Origin of the sequence: Streptomyces palmae, assembly GCF_004684805.1 — a bacterium.
Lineage (GTDB): Bacteria > Actinomycetota > Actinomycetes > Streptomycetales > Streptomycetaceae > Streptomyces > Streptomyces palmae.
Window position 1 is genome coordinate 1 of sequence record NZ_SRID01000110.1, and the last position, 17,971, is coordinate 17,971.

At 72.8% G+C, this 17,971-nt stretch carries 17 protein-coding genes; 8 read left to right on the forward strand and 9 right to left on the reverse strand.

Annotated features, from left to right (window positions below; translation table 11 throughout):
* Nucleotides 1-541: LysM peptidoglycan-binding domain-containing protein (locus tag E4099_RS14215; RefSeq protein WP_135339403.1), on the reverse strand; the 541-nt coding region annotated here is incomplete at its 3' end.
* A gap of 219 nt (nt 542-760) precedes the next feature.
* Here E4099_RS14215 and E4099_RS14220 point away from each other — a divergent pair.
* Entirely contained in the window at nt 761-1,216 is a 456-nt protein-coding gene (locus E4099_RS14220; RefSeq protein ID WP_135339404.1) for a GNAT family N-acetyltransferase, read from the forward strand.
* Between the two features lie 294 nt (nt 1,217-1,510).
* Entirely contained in the window at nt 1,511-2,212 is a 702-nt protein-coding gene (locus tag E4099_RS14225) for a glycoside hydrolase family 75 protein (protein ID WP_135339405.1), read from the forward strand.
* 123 nt (nt 2,213-2,335) lie between these two features.
* Here E4099_RS14225 and E4099_RS14230 read toward each other — a convergent pair whose 3' ends face one another.
* The 8 genes from E4099_RS14230 to E4099_RS33000 all read right to left on the reverse strand — a co-directional run bounded on the left by E4099_RS14230 (nt 2,336) and on the right by E4099_RS33000 (nt 12,326).
* Nucleotides 2,336-2,914, reverse strand: coding sequence for a GNAT family N-acetyltransferase (locus E4099_RS14230; protein ID WP_135339406.1), 579 nt, complete (start codon nt 2,912-2,914; stop codon nt 2,336-2,338).
* The gene (locus tag E4099_RS14235; RefSeq protein WP_135339407.1) at nt 2,904-4,958 is read right to left on the reverse strand and encodes a penicillin acylase family protein; all 2,055 of its coding nucleotides are present in this window, start codon (nt 4,956-4,958) and stop codon (nt 2,904-2,906) included. Before E4099_RS14235 ends, E4099_RS14230 begins: the two co-directional genes overlap by 11 nt.
* A gap of 185 nt (nt 4,959-5,143) precedes the next feature.
* Nucleotides 5,144-7,096, reverse strand: coding sequence for an APC family permease (locus E4099_RS14240; RefSeq protein ID WP_209446618.1), 1,953 nt, complete (start codon nt 7,094-7,096; stop codon nt 5,144-5,146).
* Nucleotides 7,097-7,590: 494 nt separating this feature from the next.
* Nucleotides 7,591-8,271 carry a potassium-transporting ATPase subunit C gene (locus tag E4099_RS14245; RefSeq protein ID WP_135339408.1) on the reverse strand — a complete coding sequence of 227 codons (681 nt, stop codon included), beginning with the start codon at nt 8,269-8,271 and terminating at the stop codon, nt 7,591-7,593.
* A gap of 5 nt (nt 8,272-8,276) precedes the next feature.
* The gene (kdpB, locus tag E4099_RS14250) at nt 8,277-10,385 is read right to left on the reverse strand and encodes a potassium-transporting ATPase subunit KdpB (protein ID WP_386390769.1); all 2,109 of its coding nucleotides are present in this window, start codon (nt 10,383-10,385) and stop codon (nt 8,277-8,279) included.
* A 38-nt stretch (nt 10,386-10,423) separates the two neighbouring features.
* Nucleotides 10,424-12,088 carry a potassium-transporting ATPase subunit KdpA gene (gene kdpA, locus E4099_RS14255; protein ID WP_135339410.1) on the reverse strand — a complete coding sequence of 555 codons (1,665 nt, stop codon included), beginning with the start codon at nt 12,086-12,088 and terminating at the stop codon, nt 10,424-10,426.
* Between the two features lie 8 nt (nt 12,089-12,096).
* The gene (gene kdpF / locus E4099_RS14260) at nt 12,097-12,186 is read right to left on the reverse strand and encodes a K(+)-transporting ATPase subunit F (protein ID WP_135339411.1); all 90 of its coding nucleotides are present in this window, start codon (nt 12,184-12,186) and stop codon (nt 12,097-12,099) included.
* Nucleotides 12,183-12,326, reverse strand: coding sequence for a hypothetical protein (locus E4099_RS33000; RefSeq protein ID WP_167828378.1), 144 nt, complete (start codon nt 12,324-12,326; stop codon nt 12,183-12,185). The genes kdpF and E4099_RS33000 overlap by 4 nt, the downstream gene beginning before the upstream one ends.
* Nucleotides 12,327-12,567: 241 nt before the next feature.
* On the opposite strand from E4099_RS33000, the gene E4099_RS14265 reads away from it, so the two are divergent.
* The 6 genes from E4099_RS14265 (at nt 12,568) to E4099_RS14290 (ending at nt 17,917) form a co-directional block, all read left to right on the forward strand.
* A complete protein-coding gene (locus tag E4099_RS14265; RefSeq protein ID WP_135339412.1) occupies nt 12,568-13,746 on the forward strand; it encodes a 4Fe-4S dicluster domain-containing protein in 1,179 nt (392 codons plus the stop codon).
* Entirely contained in the window at nt 13,743-14,198 is a 456-nt protein-coding gene (locus E4099_RS14270) for a cyclic nucleotide-binding domain-containing protein (protein ID WP_245244832.1), read from the forward strand. Before E4099_RS14265 ends, E4099_RS14270 begins: the two co-directional genes overlap by 4 nt.
* Complete coding sequence (locus E4099_RS14275) at nt 14,195-14,998, forward strand: FAD/NAD(P)-binding protein (RefSeq protein ID WP_135339413.1); 804 nt, start codon at nt 14,195-14,197, stop codon at nt 14,996-14,998. The genes E4099_RS14270 and E4099_RS14275 overlap by 4 nt, the downstream gene beginning before the upstream one ends.
* A gap of 1 nt (nt 14,999) precedes the next feature.
* A complete protein-coding gene (locus tag E4099_RS14280; RefSeq protein ID WP_135339414.1) occupies nt 15,000-15,791 on the forward strand; it encodes an NADH-quinone oxidoreductase subunit B family protein in 792 nt (263 codons plus the stop codon).
* Nucleotides 15,792-15,935: 144 nt separating this feature from the next.
* Complete coding sequence (locus E4099_RS14285) at nt 15,936-16,598, forward strand: hydrogenase maturation protease (protein WP_342451922.1); 663 nt, start codon at nt 15,936-15,938, stop codon at nt 16,596-16,598.
* Entirely contained in the window at nt 16,595-17,917 is a 1,323-nt protein-coding gene (locus E4099_RS14290; protein WP_135339416.1) for a Ni/Fe hydrogenase subunit alpha, read from the forward strand. Before E4099_RS14285 ends, E4099_RS14290 begins: the two co-directional genes overlap by 4 nt.
* The last annotated feature ends 54 nt before the right edge of the window (nt 17,918-17,971 follow it).

Genomic DNA, 17,971 nt, shown 5'->3' on the forward strand with positions numbered 1-17,971 from the left:
GCTTGGCGGCCGGCGTCCGGCCGGTCGGCGGGGCGGCCGACCTGGGGCCGGGGATCGTCAGGCGTTGGCCCGGGTAGATCAGGTCCGGGTTCCCGCCGATCACCGCCCGGTTCACGGCGTACAGGGCCTGCCAGCCGCCCTTCACCCGGTGCGCGGCCGCGATCTTGGACAGTGAGTCCCCGCTGACCACCGTGTAGGTGGTGGCCTGTTGTCCCGGCTTGGCCTCGGCCGGGACGGTGTCGCGCTGGGCGACCAGGCTCAGAACGGCACGGTTGCCGGCGGCGGCCTGCAGGCGCTGCAGGTCCAGCGGGCCCGGTGCGCGGCTCGCGGCCGCGGTGCCGGTGGCCGCGGAGGCCGGCACGGTGCGGCCCGGGCCGGGTGGCGCGGCGAGGCGTCCGGCGTCCATGGCCGCGCGGTCCGCCGCACGGGCGGAGTTCACCGCCTCGGTCGGCTGGTCCTTCCGGGACTTCATGGCCCTCACTCGCCAGGCGTGTTCGCCGGGCCCGGCGTCCGGGCGCACCTGCTCGACCTGGCCGTACATGCCGACATGCCCGTCAGGATGCGGCGGACCGGCGCCGGGGTCCGCATCCGGACGCGCCGGTTCGGGGGCAGCCGCCGCTGCCTCTTGGGGCAGTTCGCCGCGTCCCCGAAGGCGGCCGCAGGGTGTGGTCCGCCGGGGAGGCCGCGGGCAACGCGGTGGCTTCCGTCTGGCGGCCGGCCGCTGTCAGGGGTGGGCCTGTGCCCGTTCTAGGCTCAGCGCATGAAGATCCTTGTGCGGCCGGCGGCTGAGGCGGACCTGCCGGCGTTGCTGGCGCTCTACGGCGAGTTGAACCCGGACGACGCGCCCTTGCCGGGGGCGTCCGCGGATGCCGTCTGGGCGGCCATATCAAGCCAGCAGGGTCGGACGATCCTGGTGGCCGATGTGGACGGCACCGTGGCCGGGACGGCGGATTGCGTCGTCCTGCCGAACCTCACGCGCGGTGGCCGGGCCATCCTGTTCGTGGAGAACGTCGTGGTGGCCGCTTCCTTCCAGCGGCGCGGGGTCGGCCGCCATCTGATGGAGTCGGCCGTTCGACTGGGTGGGTCGGCCGGCTGCTACAAGGTCCAACTGCTGGCGGCGGACGACGAGTTCGTCCACACCTTCTACGCAGCCTGCGGTTTCCAAGCCCGGGCGGAGGGCTTCCGCCGCTACATCCCTCAGGGGAGCCTCCGGTAGGGCGGTATGCGCCGAGGCGGTGACATGGCCTGTGCGGGCGTGAGCGCGGGCCTCCCGGCGAGGCGCGTCGAGTGGCGGCGCCTCGGCCTGACGGCTTGCGGTCCCCCGCCGGGGCAACCGCAACCACGGCGGCCGCGGAACCGTTCCCGACCGCTGCTCAAGGTCGTTCGCGCGGCGGAGGGCCCCTGCGCCGGTCCGAGGGACCGCCCTGTGCGAGGGCATTGTTGACATGGTCTCACCACGGCGTCACAGTGCTGGGCGGGTTAGGAAAGGTTCCTAACAAAGAGGAGCGCCATGCGTAAGCGACTCGCACTCGTCCTCGCCGGAGCCGGTCTGTTCGCCGTCTCCCTCGCCACCGGCGCTGACGCCACCCCCCAAGGCCCCGCTCCCGTCGCCGACTCCACCCGGGAGGGCACCGTACCGGCCGCGGACCTGCTGGCCAAGGTGAGCAGCTGCAACCAGATCTCCAACGGCAAGTACCGCACCGACGAGGAGACCTCGGCGAACATCGCGGTCTGCGGGGCGAACGGCGCGGTGTTCTGGAAGGCCGACATGGACATCGACTGCGATGGCCAGCCCACCGCCCACTGCAACAGCGACACCGACCCGTGGTTCCAGGACGACACCGCCTTCCACCAGTCGGACGGCAAGCCGCTGATCTCCGACCAGCTCCCCTATGTCGTGGTCCCGAGCCCCAGCTCCATCTGGGACTACCGCACGGCCGGCATCAAGGGCGGCGGTGTGGTGGCCGTCATCTACAACGGCAAGGTGGAGTACGCGGTGGTGGGCGACACCGGCCCGACGAAGATCATCGGTGAGGCGTCCTACGCCACCGCCGCCGCCCTGGGCATCGACCCGGACCCGGAGACCGGCGGCACCGACTCCGGTGTCACCTACATCCTCTTCAAGAACTCCTCGGTCACCCCCATCGAGAGCCACTCCCAGGCCGTCTCCGTCGGCGACCAACTGGCCCGGCAGTTCCTCCAGAACAACTGAGGCCGGACAACCGAGGCCGGACAGCGGAGGCCCGGAAACCCGAGGCCGGCGTCCGGGGCGCGAGGGGCGGCGCTCCGGACGGTCCGCGGCCCACGCGCTCCCGTTCGGGCGCCTGGAGGCGGGTCAGTGCTCCTCCACCGCACTCCGGTCGAGGAAGGCCAGTCGGGCCCGCTTCTCCGGGAGGTCGATCTCGGGACCGAGTACGAAGCCGGCTTTGACCAGGCGCTCGATCGCCCTGGTGTTGCGGGCGTCGGGCTCGGCCAGCACCCGTCGGCGGGCCGGGTCGGCGAGTACGAAGCGGATCAGGACGCCCAGGAGTGCGCCGGTGAAGCCCCGCTCCGGGGCGGCGGCGGGTCCGACCAGCAGATGCACGCCGATGTCGCCGGGGAGCACCTCGTAGTACTCGCCCACCGGATCGGCGGCCGGTTCGTAGGTCTGGAAGAGCGCGGCCGGCTCGCCGTTCCGGTGCACCAGGTAGGCGTGGTGGGTGTCGAGGGAGTCCAGGTACGCGTAGATGTCCCGGACCTGCTCCCGGCTGTGTTCGCGCATGCCCCAGAACCGGGCGCGGTCCTGGGTGACCCAGCCGTGGATCAGGTCCAGGTCGGCCTCCGGGTGCACCGGCGCGATGCGCAGGGTGCCGATCCCGGGGACGGTCCGCTCATGGACGGCGGCCCGGCGGCCGGCGGCGGTCTCAGCGGTCATGGCTCTCCTTGGTCAGTCGCTGCCAGTCGGTGGTCACCGGGACGAGTCCGCCGCGCACCCACAGCGGCAACTGGTCGCGGTGGTGCGGGTGTCCGGGCGCTCCGGCGGCGCCCAGCGGAACGATCCAGAGGCTGTCCTCGCGGCGGGCGAGGTCCCAGACGTAGCGGGCGGCGGGTCCGCGCGCGGCCTCATGGGTGACTCCGGGGACGCTGGAGGTGGACAGCACGCAGTCGTGGTCCCCGGAGAGCCCGGGCCGGCACTCCGGCGCCGGGGCCGGCAGTGCCTGCCAGGGGGCCAGCCGGTGCAGTGCGCCCCACGTGGGCGTTTCCTCCGCCGCGGCCGCCACTTCCTCGACCGCCTCCCGCAGCAGTGCGGCGCGGTCGATGCCCGGCAGCCGATCGGTCGTCAGCAGCCCTTCCAGTGCGAAGCCGACCTTGGGCACCAGGGCGAGCCAGGGCCGGAACACCTCCGGGTACGGCGCCGGCTCGCGCAGGCCGGCCAGCTCCGGGTGGGCCGCCAGGCGGCGGACCAGTGCCGCGCGTACCGCCGCGTAGCGGGCGGCGTCGGTGCTCGCGGCGTCCATCCGGCGGTCCCAGCGCAGCAGTCGGCCGCGCAGTTCGGCGGCGCCCGGGCCGAGTCCGTCCAGCTCGGCCAGCAGGTCAAGCAGCGGGGCCGCGGAGGCCAGCTTGGTGTCGGTGTGGACGGCGGCCATCTCGGGGGCGGACCAATGGGTGGACTCGCCCAGCAGTTCGCGGATCCGGTCGGCGCGGTGGGGCGGGGCGAACTCGATGCCGAGCGGGGCGGCCAGGCCGCGCTCGTTGGCCATCACGGCGATGTCGGCCACCGCCCGTCGCGGCAGCGGCTCGTGGCGGCCCTGCCAGGCGTGGGCCGGATCCCAGGCGGGTACCGTGCGCAGCCGGTTGTCCGGGTGGCGCAGTGGCACCCGGCCCGCGACCCGGTGCAGCAGCCCGCCTCGGGTGTCGGCGGCCAGGACCACGTTGACCGGCTCGACCCACTGGTCGAACGCCCGGTCCACGTCGGCGACGGTGGTCGCCCGCAACAGGGCCGGCAGGGCGCCGAAACCGAGGTCCTGGTCCGCCCTCGGGAGGTGGCGGAGGCTGATGGCCTCCGGGTCGCCGGGGCCGCCGGCCACCACCGGGCCGCGCTCGGTCTCGATCGCCTCGATGGTCACCGGTTCCCCGCCGGCGACCTCGATGGTCTCGGTCCGCACCTCGGCGGGGCGCCAGCCGTCCGGGCCCAGCGCCTGGATCCCGGTGCCGTGGCGGCGGAGGCGTTCGCGGTACAGGTCCTGGTAGTCGGCCATCGCGTTGGTGATGGCCCAGGCCACCTCTCCGGTGTGCGCGAAGTGCGCGATCCCCGGTACGCCGGGCACGGCCAGGCCCACCACGTCGTACTCCGGGCATGCCAGCCGTATCTGCTGGTATATCCCGGGGGCCTCGATGAAGCGGTGCGGGTCGCCGGCGATCAGCGGGGCTCCGGTGGCGGTGCGCTCCCCGGTGACCAGCCAGCCGTTGCTCCCCGAGGTGGCCGGGCCGTCCACGGCGAACAGTTCGGTGGATTCGGGGCCGAGCCGGCGGGCCACCTGCTCACGCCAGAGCTTGGTGGGGAAGCCGGCGAAGAGGATGTGGGTGGAGAGCCAGATCGCCAGCGGTACCCAGGGCTGCCAGGTCCCGGGCTCCAGCCCGGTGGCGGCGAACTCCGGTGTCCGCCGGGCGCCGTCCACCAGGCCCGCGTCGACGCCGTCCGTGTAGGCGTCGAGCCAGTCGCGGGTCGCCGGATCGAGGGCCGCGTGGCAGCGGGCGGCGGTGTCCGCGAGGCGGGCGCGGCGGGCGAAGACGTCCCATGCGAGGGCTTCGGGCCCCAGGTAGGAGGCGGTGGTGCCCTGGGCCCGGTGCCGTTCGTTCTCGATCTGCCAGGCCCGGTCGGTCGCCGCGTTGCGCCCCTGGGCGAAGGCCAGTTCCCGTGGACCGCCGGCACGCAGATGAGGGATGCCCCAGGCGTCCCGGTATACCTCGATACCCATCGCGATCCGCTCCTCTTAGGTTAGCCTCACCTAATCTAAGCAAAGAGTCCGAGGGCCGTGCGCACCGGGCCACCAGGGCCGTTCCGCCGGTCGGCCGCAGCCCCGCGTCTCGGGCCCGCCCGGGGACGCGGGCGCGGGGCCGCCGGGCCGCGGGATCGTGGGGCGCGGGATCGTGGGGCGCGGGGTCAGCCGGCGTGGACGTGGGGGCGGCGGTTGCGGTCGGGCTCGGCCTCACGGAGTACCTCTCGGGTGACGGGGGCGACCTCGCCCTGGCCGAAGAGGAAGAAGCGGAGGAAGTTCCTGAGCGGGTTGCCCTCGGTCCACTCGAAGTACATGTGCGGCCGCTGGCCCGTCACATCGCGCACATGCAGCAGCAGCGCGGCCAGCGCGTTGGGGATGGTCGGGCTCTCCAGGGTCAGCACCCGGTAGCGGCCGTGCAGCACCTCGCCGCACACCCACAGCTCCGACTCGAACTCGGACGGGTCGGAGACGTGGACTTCCACGAAGACGAAGTCCTCCCCGGCCGGCAGCTCGTGGTCGGCCCGGATCTGCTGGAGCTTGTCCCGGTACTCCGCGGCGTCGCGGCGGTCCGGCTCGTTGGCGATGAGCTGGATGCGGCGGTGGCCGATGTCCCGTACGAACCGGGCGGCCATGTCGTCCAGGTGTACGTCGGTCACCCGCAGCTCGAAGGAGCGGGCGATCCGCGACAGCAGCGAGACCAGGATGATCCCGGTGATGAAGCAGGCACCGATCTTCACACCGTCGGGCCGCTCGGCCACGTTCACCGCGGTGGTGTAGAGGAAGATCGCCGCGATCACCCCGAAGCCCACCATGGCGTGGCGCTGCCGCGCGCGGCGGGCCGCGATGGTCACCGCGATCGCCGCGGAGGTGATCAGGACCAGCACGCCGGTGGCGTACGCGCCGCCCTGCGCGTCCACACTCGCGTCGAAGAGCCAGGTCACCAGGAAGGCGACCAGGATGAAGACCAGCACCATGGGGCGTACCGCGCGCGCCCAGTGCGGGGCCATGCCGTAGCGGGGCAGATAGCGGGGCATCAGGTTGAGCAGTCCGGCCATGGCCGAGGCGCCGGCGAACCAGAGGATGGCGATGGTGGAGAGGTCGTAGACGCTGCCGAAGGCGGAGCCCAGGTAGCGGTGGGCCAGGAAGGCAAGTGCGCGGCCGTTGGCCGGGCCGCCCGCCTTGAACGCGTCCTCGGGGATCAGCAGGGTGGTCACCACGCTGCTGGTGATCAGGAAGACGCTCATGATCAGCGCGGCGGTGCGGAGCAGCTTGCGGGCGCCGCGGATGCGGCCGGTGGGCCGCTCCTCGGTGTCCCCGGGATCCCCCTGGATGTGCGGCATCACCGCGACGCCGGTCTCGAAGCCGGACAGGCCGAGGGCGAGCTTGGGGAAGACGATCAGGGCGATCCCGATCATGACGAAGATGTTGCCGTGCTCGGCGGTGAGGCCGTGGGTCCAGTCGGTCACCACCTTCGGGGCGGTGACCACATGCCACAGGCTCACCGAGATCACCACGGCGTTCAGCGCCAGATACACGGCCACCAGCACCACGGCGACGCCGATGGCCTCGCTGAACCCCTTGAGGAACACCGCGCCCAGTAAGGCGATCAGCACCAGGGTGATGAGCACCTGGCGGCCGTGCAGGGCGTCGGTGAAGTGCGGGTTCTCCACCAGGTGCGCGGTGGCGTCGGCCGCCGAGAGCGTGATGGTGATCAGGAAGTCGGTCGCCGCGAAGCCCAGCAGGGTCAGCACGAACAGCTTGCCCTTCCAGAACGACAGCAGCCGCTCCAGCATGGCGATCGACCCCTGGCCGTGCGGGGACTCATGGGCCACCCGCCGGTAGACCGGCAGCGCGCCGAACAGGGTCAGCGCCACCAGTACGACGGTGGCCAGCGGGGACAGCAACCCGGCCGCCAGCGCCGCGATGCCCGGCTGGTAGCCGAGGGTGGAGAAGTAGTCCAGGCCGGTCAGGCACATCACCCGCCACCAGCGCTGGCCGCGCTCGGGCTGCTCGGCCGCCTGCCGCCTGGTGTGGTCCGCCCCTTGCAGGAGCCACTCGCGCAGGCGGTGCCACACGGACCGCCCGGAGCCGGCCCCGTTGTGGGCAGAACTGGCCACCTGATCACTCCCGCGTGCGGCGCGACGGTTCAGCCGTGGGTACGGCGACCTCTCCAACCTACGCAAACCAGGTGATAGTCACACATGGGGCGCCGTCGGATGAGGGCTTCCGCTGTCGCGGGGTGGGCGGTGGGTGGGCCGTCCGGTGGCCGAGGGCGCGGGGTCGGCCCGGCCGCGAGCCCGGCACCGGGGTTGCGGCCGTCCGGGTACGGCGCCGGGGCCGCCGTACCGGAGGATCCCCCCGGTACGGCGACGGGGAGCCGCCGGGCCGGAGGGTCTCCTCGGTCCGGCGGCTCCCCATCGGGGCCGCGCCCCGCTGCCAGTGCCGGGCCACGCCGGCCCGTCGGGGCTGCGCCGCACGATCAGCGCCGCGCCCCCGCCTACCCGTCAGGACCACGCCGCACCATCAGCGCCGCGCCCGCGCCTCCCCGCCGGGACCGCACCACACCCTCAGCGCCGCGTCCGCGCCTCCCCGCCGGGACCGCATCACACCGTCAGCGCCGCGTCCCCGCCTGGCGGCTCAGTTCCCGGAGACCGATGTTGAGCTTGAGGACGTTCACCCGCGGCTCGCCGATGAAGCCCAGGATCCGTCCGTCGATATGGTCCTCGACCAGCTGGGCCACCCGCTTGACGTCCAGGTGGTTGCGCTCGGCGACCCGGTGCACCTGCAACCGGGCGTACTCCGGCGAGATGTGCGGGTCCAGGCCCGAGCCCGAGGAGGTCACCGCGTCGGCCGGCACGTCCTGCGGGCGCACCCGGTAGCCGGCGGTGGAGTTGTCCTCGACCACGGCGGCCTTGGCCTCCTTCACCCACCGGAGCAGTTCCTCGCTGTCGGCGGACCGGTTGGTGGCGCCGGAGAGGATCAGCTGGTACTGCGTGTTGACGCTGTTGGTGCCCAGCCCGTTGGAGGGCCGCGGCTGGAACCAGCGCAGATCCGGCTCGGGGGTCTGCTGCCCCTTCTTCAGCGGCAGGTCGTACCGCTGGCCGATCAGCTCGGAGCCGACGGACCTGCCGTCCACCCGTATCTCGGAGCCGTTGGCCTTGTCGTGGAACAGGGCCTGGGCCGCGCCGGTGACGGCCAGCGGGTACAGCACCCCGGTCAGCACCGTCAGCGCGAGCAGGGCGCGCAGTCCGGCTCCCAGGAGCCGTGCGCCGTTCGTCAGGGAGTTGTTCATGGCGATCACCCGATCCCCGGGATCGTGGACAGAAGCAGGTCGATGAGCTTGATCCCGATGAACGGGGCGATCAGCCCGCCCAGCCCGTAGACGCCCAGGTTCCGCCGGAGCATCGTGTCCGCGCTGGTCGGCCGGTACCGCACGCCCTTCAGGGCGAGTGGCACCAGGGCGATGATGATCAGCGCGTTGAACACCACCGCGGACAGGATCGCCGACTGCGGCGAGGCCAGGCCCATGATGTTCAGCTTGTCCAGGCTCGGGTAGGCCACCGCGAACATGGCGGGGATGATCGCGAAGTACTTGGCGACGTCGTTGGCGATGGAGAACGTGGTCAGCGCGCCGCGGGTGATCAGCAACTGCTTGCCGATCTCCACGATCTCGATGAGCTTGGTGGGGTCGGAGTCCAGGTCCACCATGTTCCCGGCCTCCTTGGCGGCCGAGGTGCCGGTGTTCATCGCCACCCCGACGTCCGCCTGGGCCAGCGCCGGGGCGTCATTGGTGCCGTCACCGGTCATCGCGACCAGCTTGCCGCCGGCCTGCTCCCGCTTGATCAGCGCCATCTTGTCCTCGGGCGTCGCCTCCGCCAGGAAGTCGTCCACCCCCGCCTCGTCGGCTATCGCCTTGGCGGTCAGCGGGTTGTCGCCCGTGATCATGACGGTCTTGATGCCCATCCGGCGCAGCTCCTCGAACCGCTCCCGCATGCCCTCCTTGACCACGTCCTTGAGGTGGATGACCCCCAGCACCCGCGGACCGTCCGCGTCCTCCACCGCGACCAGCAGCGGGGTGCCGCCCGCCTGGGCGATCGCGTCGGTCAGCTGTCGCGCGTCCTCGGCGACCGTGCCGCCGCGCTCCTGGACCCAGGCGATCACCGATCCGGTGGCGCCCTTGCGGACCTTGCGGCCCTCGATGTCCACTCCCGACATCCGGGTCTGGGCGGTGAAGGCGATCCACTCGGCACCCGCCGGCGCACCCGCCTGCCCCTCGGACAGCCCGTACCCGTACTCCTCGTTCGCCAGCGCCACCACCGAGCGGCCCTCGGGGGTCTCGTCGGCCAGCGAGGACAGCCGGGCGGCCTCGGCCACCTCGGCCGCCGTGACGCCCTTGACGGGCACGAACTCGGCGGCCTGGCGGTTGCCCAGGGTGATGGTGCCCGTCTTGTCCAGCAGCAGTGTGGAGACATCGCCCGCCGCCTCCACCGCCCGGCCGGACATCGCCAGCACATTGCGCTGCACCAGCCGGTCCATGCCCGCGATGCCGATCGCGGAGAGCAGTGCGCCGATGGTGGTCGGGATCAGGCAGACGACCAGGGCGGTCAGCACGATCAGCGACTGCTCGGCGCCGGCGTACACGGCGAAGGGCTGGAGGGTGACCACGGCCAGCAGGAAGACGATGGTGAGCGAGGCGAGCAGGATGTTCAGCGCGATTTCGTTGGGCGTCTTCTGCCGGGCGGCGCCCTCCACCAGGTTGATCATCCGGTCGATGAAGGTCTCACCGGGCTTGGTGGTGATCTTGATGACGATACGGTCCGAGAGCACCCGGGTCCCGCCGGTCACCGCGGACCGGTCGCCGCCGGACTCCCGGATCACCGGGGCCGACTCGCCGGTGATGGCCGACTCGTCCACCGAGGCGACGCCCTCGGCCACATCGCCGTCGCCGGGGATGACATCGCCCGCCTCGCAGACCACCAGGTCGCCGACGCGCAGCTCGGTGCCGGGCACCCGCTCCTCGCCGCCGTCGGGGGTCAGCCGCCGGGCGACGGTGTCGGTCTTGGCCTTGCGCAGGGTGTCGGCCTGCGCCTTGCCGCGGCCCTCGGCGACCGCCTCGGCGAGGTTGGCGAAGACCACGGTCAGCCAGAGCCAGACCGCGATCGTCCAGCCGAACCAGTCGCCCGGGTCCTTGACGGCCAGCACGGTGGTGACCACCGAGCCGACCTCGACCACGAACATCACCGGGGCCTTGACCATCACCCGCGGATCGAGCTTGCGGAAGGCGTCCGGCAGGGACCGGAGGAGTTGCCTCGGGTCGAACAGTCCGCCGCCCACACGGCCCTGCGCCGTGCTGTGCCCGGTGGGCGCGTCCTGGTGCGGAGCCTGCGTCGGAGTGGCCGTAGGCATGCCAGGCTCCTCGTGTTCCTTGTGCGTGAGGTCGGTTTTCATGCCGCCAGCCCCTCGGCCATCGGGCCCAGGGCCAGGGCGGGGAAGTAGGTCAGCCCAGTGATGATCATGATGGTGCCGACCAGCAGCCCGGTGAACAGCGGTTTCTCGGTGCGTAGGGTGCCCGCGGTGCTGGGCACCGGCCGCTGCTCGGCCAGCGAGCCGGCCAGGGCCAGGACGAACACCATCGGCAGGAAGCGGCCCAGCAGCATGACCAGTCCGATGGTGGTGTTGAACCACTGGGTGTCGGCGTTCAGGCCGGCGAACGCCGAGCCGTTGTTGTTCGCGCCGGAGGTGTAGGCGTAGAGGATCTCGGAGAAGCCGTGCGCGCCGGAGTTGGTCATCGAGTCGCCCGGGGTGGGCAGGGCCATCGCCGCGGCGGTGAAGCACAGCACCAGTGCCGGGGTGATCAGGATGTAGCAGGCGGCCAGCTTGATCTCGCGGGTGCCGATCTTCTTGCCCAGGTACTCGGGGGTGCGGCCCACCATCAGGCCCGCGATGAACACCGCGATGATCGCCATGATCAGCATGCCGTAGAGGCCGGAGCCCACCCCGCCGGGCGCGATCTCGCCCAGCATCATGCCGAGCATGGTGATCCCGCCGCCGAACCCGGTGTACGAGGAGTGGAACGAGTCCACCGCGCCGGTCGAGGTCAGGGTGGTGGTGACCGCGAAGATCGAGGAGGCGCCGATCCCGAACCGGGTCTCCTTGCCCTCCATCGCGCCGCCGGCCGCTTCCAGCGCCGGGCCGTGGTGGGCGAATTCCGTCCACATCATCAGCACGGTGAAGGTGACCCAGATGGTCGCCATCGTCGCCAGGATGGCGTAGCCCTGCCGCAGGTTGCCGACCATCCGGCCGAAGGTGCGGGTCAGTGCGGTGGGGATCAGCAGAATCAGGAAGATCTCGAACAGGTTGCTGACCCCGTTGGGGTTCTCGAAGGGGTGGGCGGAGTTGGCGTTGAAGTAGCCGCCGCCGTTGGTGCCCAGCTCCTTGATCACCTCCTGGGAGGCCACCGCGCCGCCGTTCCAGTCCTGCGTGCCGCCCGTGAACCGGCCGACCTCGTGGATGCCGGCGAAGTTCTGGATCGCGCCGCAGGCCACCAGCACCATCGCGCCGACCACGGCGATCGGCAGCAGCACGCGGACGGTGCCGCGGACCAGGTCGGCCCAGAAGTTGCCCAGCTCACCGGTGCGGGACCGGGCGAAACCGCGCACCAGGGCGACCGCCACGGCCATGCCGACCGCGGCCGAGACGAAGTTCTGCACCGCCAGGCCGGCGGTCTGCACCGCATGGCCCATGGCCTGCTCGCCGTAGTACGACTGCCAGTTGGTGTTGGCCACGAAGGACGCGGCGGTGTTGAACGCCTGGTCCGGATCGATCGCCCGGAATCCGAGCGAACCGGGCAGGCCGTGCTGGAGGCGCTGCAGCCCGTACAGGAACAGCAGGCTCGCCGCGGAGAAGGCCAGGATCCCGCGCAGGTACGCGGGCCAGCGCATCTGCACATCGGGATGGGCGCCGATCGCCTTGTACATCCACCGCTCGAGGCGCAGATGCCGCTCGGAGGAGTACACCCGGGCCATGTAGTCGCCCAGTGGGCGGTAGGAGAGCGCCAGCGCGGCGATCAGCGCCAGCAGCTGGAGCGCACCAGCGAGTTCGGGGCTCATCGTCGTACTCAGAACCTCTCCGGATAGATGAGGGCGAGGACGAGATAGCCCAGCAGGGCGACGGCCACGATCAGGCCGACGATGTTCTCGGTGGTCACAGCTTCGCCACCCCCTTGGCGATCAGTGCCACCAGCGCGAACACGCCGATCATGGTGACGACGAAGGCCACATCGGCCATCGTGAGCTCCTGAAAGAGGATTGGATCGGAAAATCGGACCAGATGAGGAAATCGCCTCATGGCGCGTTTTCGACCGTCCTTGACGGCCTCCTTACGGCGGCCGCCACGCCTTTGACGCTTCTCTTACGCCTGACCGCCCCACCCGGGGGATCCTCCGAGGCGGCAGGCGCCTCCCGGGGCGGCTGCGGATCCCGTCCCGCCCAGGGCAGGGCGCGTCCCTCCGGACGGTCTCGGCGTGCGGGTTGGCGTGGGGGCGGTCAGGCTGGGGGAGGAATGGTCCACCGAGGGAGCAGGAGCTGCCATGCCCTCCGCCACGGCACCGCCGGACACCGGGAGCGCCGGCTGCGTGCTGGACCGGGACGGCATGGGGGCGCTGGTCCGGGAGTTGCGCGCCCGGGGCCGGACGGTGATCGGCCCCACCGTGCGGGACGGCGCCATCGTGCTGGCCGAGCTGGAGTCCGCCGAGGAGTTGCCCTACGGCTGGGGCGTGGAGCTGGAGGGCGGCCACTACCGTCTGCGGCGGCGGGCCGACGCCGCGGCCTTCGCGCACAGCGCCGGACCGCAGTCCTGGAAGAACTTCCTGCACCCCGAGCGGGTGCGGCAGTGGACCGCCGACCGCGGCCCGGACGGCGAGCTGACGGTCCGTGCCGAGCCCCCCGCCGCCGCCTCCTTCGCCTTCCTGGGCGTACGGCCCTGCGATCTGCGGGCCATCCAGATCCAGGACCGGGTGATGATCGGCGGCCCGCACCGGGACGACGCCTACCGGGAGCGCCGCACCGGCGCCTTCCTGGTCGTGGTCGAGTGCACCGAGCCGGGCGCCACCTGCTTCTGCGTCTCCATGGGCACCGGCCCCGCCGCGCAGCCCGGCTACGACCTGGCGCTGACCGAGGTACTGGACGAGACCGGCCACCGCTTCTGGGCCCGCGCCGGCACCGCGCGGGGCGCGGAGGTCCTGGACAGCCTGCCGCGCCGGCCCGCCGACGAGGCCACCCAGGACCGGGCACGTCGGGGCGTGGCGGAGGCGGCCGGGCGGATGGGGCGCACCATGCCGCCGGTGGACCTGCGGGACCTGCTGGCGGACACCCTGGAGGCGCGGCGCTGGGACGATGTCGCCGCACGCTGTCTGACCTGCGGCAACTGCACCATGGCCTGCCCGACGTGCTTCTGCACCACCTCCGAGGACATCACGGACCTGACCGGCGACCACGCCGAGCGCTGGCGCCGCTGGGAGTCCTGCTACGACCTGGACTTCACCCATCTGCCCGGTGGTTCGGTCCGCACCTCCGCGCGCAGCCGCTACCGCCAGTGGCTCACCCACAAACTGGGCACCTGGTGGGACCAGTTCGACAGTTCCGGCTGTGTGGGTTGCGGCCGGTGCATCGTGTGGTGCCCGGTCGCCATCGACATCACCGAAGAGGCGCACGCGCTGCACCAGGAGTCCCTGGCCGACCGGGCCGGGGCCGCGGACGGTGCGCCGTGACCCGCGCCGGGGTGCTGGCCGCCCTGCCCGAGGGTCCCCGCGAGCGGCTGATGGCGGTCGGCCGCGAGACCTCGTTCGAGGCGGGCACGCGGATCTTCGAGGAGGGCGGCCGGGCGGACCGGTTCTGGGTGATCCACACGGGGAACGTCAACCTCGACGTCCATGTGCCCGGACGCCACCCCGCGGTCATCGAGACCCTGGGCCCGGGCCGCATGCTGGGCTGGTCCTGGCTGTGCCCGCCGCACGAGTGGCACCTGGGTGCCGAGGCGACCAGCCTGGTGCGCGCCTGGGAGTTCGAGGCGGCCGAGGTCCTCGACCTGTGCCAGGACGATCCGGAGCTCGACCACGCGCTGCTCAGCTATGTGGTGGGGGTCATCGGCAGCCGTCTGCGCGCGGCCCGTACCCGGCTGCTGGATCTGTACGGTCCGTACGGCAGCGGGTCGGCCGGGTGACCGCCGTACCCCTCCCCTACCGGGTGCTGGACAACCGGCCGGAGACCGCCGACACCCACACCATCGTGCTGCGGCCGGTAGGCACCGCGCTGCCGCCCTTCTCCCCCGGCCAGTTCGCCATGGTGTACGCCTTCGGGGTCGGCGAGATCCCGGTGTCGGTCGCCGGAACGCACCACGGTGACCTCACCCATACGATCCGCGGCGTGGGGGCGGTGTCGCGGGCGCTGTGCGCCGCCCGCCCGGGTACCCGGGTGGGTGTGCGGGGCCCCTTCGGCACCGGCTGGGACCTCGAGGCCGCGGTCGGGCGGGACCTGCTCGTGGTGGCGGGCGGACTCGGGCTTGCCCCGCTGCGCCCGCTGGTGCGGGCGGCGGCCTCGCAGCCGCGCGACCACGGCCGGCTAAACGTCCTGATCGGTGCCCGCACCCCCGGGGACCTGCTGTACCGCGAGGAGTGGCAGGACTGGGGGCGGCCGTACTGCCAGGTGACGGTGGACCAGCCGGCACCGGGGTGGCGCGGCCGGGTCGGGGTGGTGACCGCGCTGCTGGACCAGGCGGCGTTCGCCCCGCACCGGACCACGGCCTTCGTCTGCGGCCCCGAGGTCATGATCCGTGCCACCGCCCGCGCGCTGCTGCACCGCGGTGTGCCCGCCCGGCACATCCGCGTCTCCCTGGAGCGCAATATGCACTGCGCCACCGGCCACTGCGGCCACTGCCAGCTGGGCCCGCTGCTGCTGTGCCGGGACGGGCCCGTGGTCGGCTACGACCGCGCCGAACCCCTCCTCGCCGTACGGGAGCTGTGAGATGCCCGAGGCCCACCGCCCCCGGCTCGGCGTCTTCAAGTTCGCCTCCTGCGACGGCTGCCAGCTCACCCTGCTGGACTGCGAGGACGAGCTGCTGCCGCTGGCCGGCGAGGTGGAGATCGCCCACTTCCTGGAGGCCTCCGGCGACGTCCGGCCGGGCCCGTACGACCTGTCGCTGGTCGAGGGCTCGGTCTCCACGCCGGAGCACCTCGAACGCGTCCGGCGGATCCGCGCCGACTCCCGCCACCTGGTGACCATCGGCGCCTGTGCCACGGCAGGCGGCGTCCAGGCCCTGCGCAACGCCGCCGACGCCGCCGAGTTCCGGGCGGTGGTCTACGCGGCGCCCGAGTACATCGACAGCCTCGCCACCTCCACTCCCATCTCGGCCCATGTCCCCGTCGACTTCGAGCTGCGCGGCTGCCCCATCGACCGCGGGCAGCTCCTGGAGGTCATCACCGCCTTCCTCGCCGGCCGCCGGCCCGACATCCCGAACCACAGCGTCTGCTTCGCCTGCAAACGGCGCGGAACGGTCTGCCTGCCGGTGGCGCACGGCACTCCCTGCCTGGGCCCGGTGACCCATGCCGGGTGCGGGGCGCTGTGTCCGGCCTACGGGCGGGGCTGCTACGGCTGCTTCGGGCCGTCCGCCTCGACCAACATGCCGGCCATGATCCCGCTGCTGCGTACCGAGGGCATGGCGGACGAGGACGTGCGGAGGTTGCTGCACACCTTCAACGTGCGTGACTTCGCCGCCATCGAACCGGCCGGGGAACCCGCGGCCGGAGAGGGCGGATGACCCGTCCGTGGCGCTCCCGGCGGCGGATGCGGCGCGGCGTGCCTCCGGACGGGGGATCCGCGGTGCCGTGCGCCGAGCGGAGTCGGCCGGTGGCGGAGATCATCGGATGGGGGCGCCCAGGAAGGGAAGTGCAGCGTGGCGGCCTTGGCCCGTATCGCCGTGATCGGGGTCGGCAACGAGTTCCGGCGGGACGACGGCGTGGGTCCCGCGGTCATCGCCGGCCTGGAGCGGCGCGCCGCACACCGGCCGCTGCCGGCCGAGACCAGGCTGTCGTCGAGCGAGGGCGACCCGGGCCGTCTGATCGGCCTGTGGGACGGGGCCGAACTCGCCGTGGTGGTGGACGCCGCCCATGTGCCCGGGGGGCGGCCCGGACGGGTGCACCGGCTGGAGTCGGGCGGGCCGGAGGTCTGGCGACCGAGTGGCGCCGCGAGCACCCACGGGTTCGGCCTCGGTGAGGCGGTGGAGCTGTCACGGGCGCTGGGCAGAACGCCCCGGCACCTGGTCGTGTACGCGGTGGAGTGCGCCGACACCGCACTGGGGCGGGGGCTCACCCCGGCCGTCTCCGCGGCGGTGGACCCGCTGGTGGAGCGCATCGCGCAGGAGCTGGCGCGGCATCGGGGCGCGGCAGAGCACGCCAGGCATCCCGACCCGGTGAGCGGGCACACCGGGTATCCCGGGCCGGTGGCCGAGCACGCCAGGCGTCCGGGCCCGGTCGGCGAGCGGCCCGCCCCGCACGCGCCCGAGCCGGGACACCGCGGTGGCCGGCCGCTCCCCGCGGCGGTGGAGACGGCCGGGGAGCGCCGGTGACCCCGCCCGCCGCACGGGTGCTGCGGGTCGGCGCCCTGGCCCGTGTCGAGGGTGAGGGAGCGCTGGACCTGCGGATCGACGGCGACACGGTCACCGCGGCCCGGTTGAAGATCTTCGAACCGCCGCGCTTCTTCGAGGCCTTCCTGCGCGGTCGCCGGCACACCGAACCGCCCGACCTCACCTCCCGGGTCTGCGGCATCTGCCCGGTCGCCTACCAGATGAGCGCCTGCCGGGCCGTCGAGGACGCCTGCCAGGTCGTGGTCGACGGCCCGCTGGCGGCCCTGCGCCGTCTGCTGTACTGCGGCGAGTGGATCGAGAGCCAGACCCTGCACATCTATCTGCTGCACGCTCCCGACTTCCTCGGCTGCGACGACGCCGTCCAGCTCGCCCGCGATCACCGTGCGGAGGTCGAGCGGGGCCTGCGGCTCAAACAGGCGGGGAACGCCGTCATGGAGCTGCTCGGCGGGCGGGCCATCCATCCGGTCAACGTCCGCGTCGGCGGTTTCCACCGCACCCCCACCCGTGCCGAACTGCGCCCGCTGGCCGAGCGGTTGCGGCGGGCCCGACAGGACGCGCTGGAGACCGTCGGCTGGGTGGCGGGGTTCACCTTCCCCGACGCGGAGTGCGAGGCGGACCTGTTCGCGCTCGCCGAACCCGACCGGTACGCCATCGACGGCGGCACTCCGACAGTGCTGCGCCACGGGCCCGGGGAGCGGCCCCGCTCCTTTCCGCTGCGGGAGTTCACCCGCCGGGTGGTGGAGGAGCAGGTGCCGTACTCCACCGCGCTGCAGGCCCGGCTGGACGGCCGCCGGCACCTCACCGGTTCCCTGGCCCGGTACGCCATCAGCGGCCATCTGCTGCCGCCCGCCGTCCGGGAGGCCGCCCGCGCGGCGGGGCTCGAGGGCGTGTGCCGCAACCCCTTCCGCAGCATCGTCGTCCGTGCCGTCGAGGTGCTGTACGCGGTCGAGGAGGCTCTGCGGCTGATCGACGAGTACGAGCCGCCGCCGCGCCCGGCCGTGGACGTACCGCCGCGCGCCGGCACCGGCCACGGGGCGACCGAGGCCCCGCGCGGCACTCTGTACCACCGCTATGTCCTCGATTCCGCGGGACTGGTCACCGACGCCCGCCTCATCCCGCCCACCTCCCAGAACCAGGGCGCCATCGAGGAGGACCTGCGGCGGATCGTCCAGGGCGAGCTGGCCCGCGGCCGGGCCACCGACGCGGAGCTGACCCGGCTGTGCGAGCGGGCCGTCCGCAACCACGACCCGTGCGTCTCCTGCTCCGCCCACTTCCTGGACCTGACCGTCGAACGGGGATGAGGCCGGCGCCACCCTCCGCCCGACCCCGGTGGCGCGGACGGTCGTCCCCCGCTC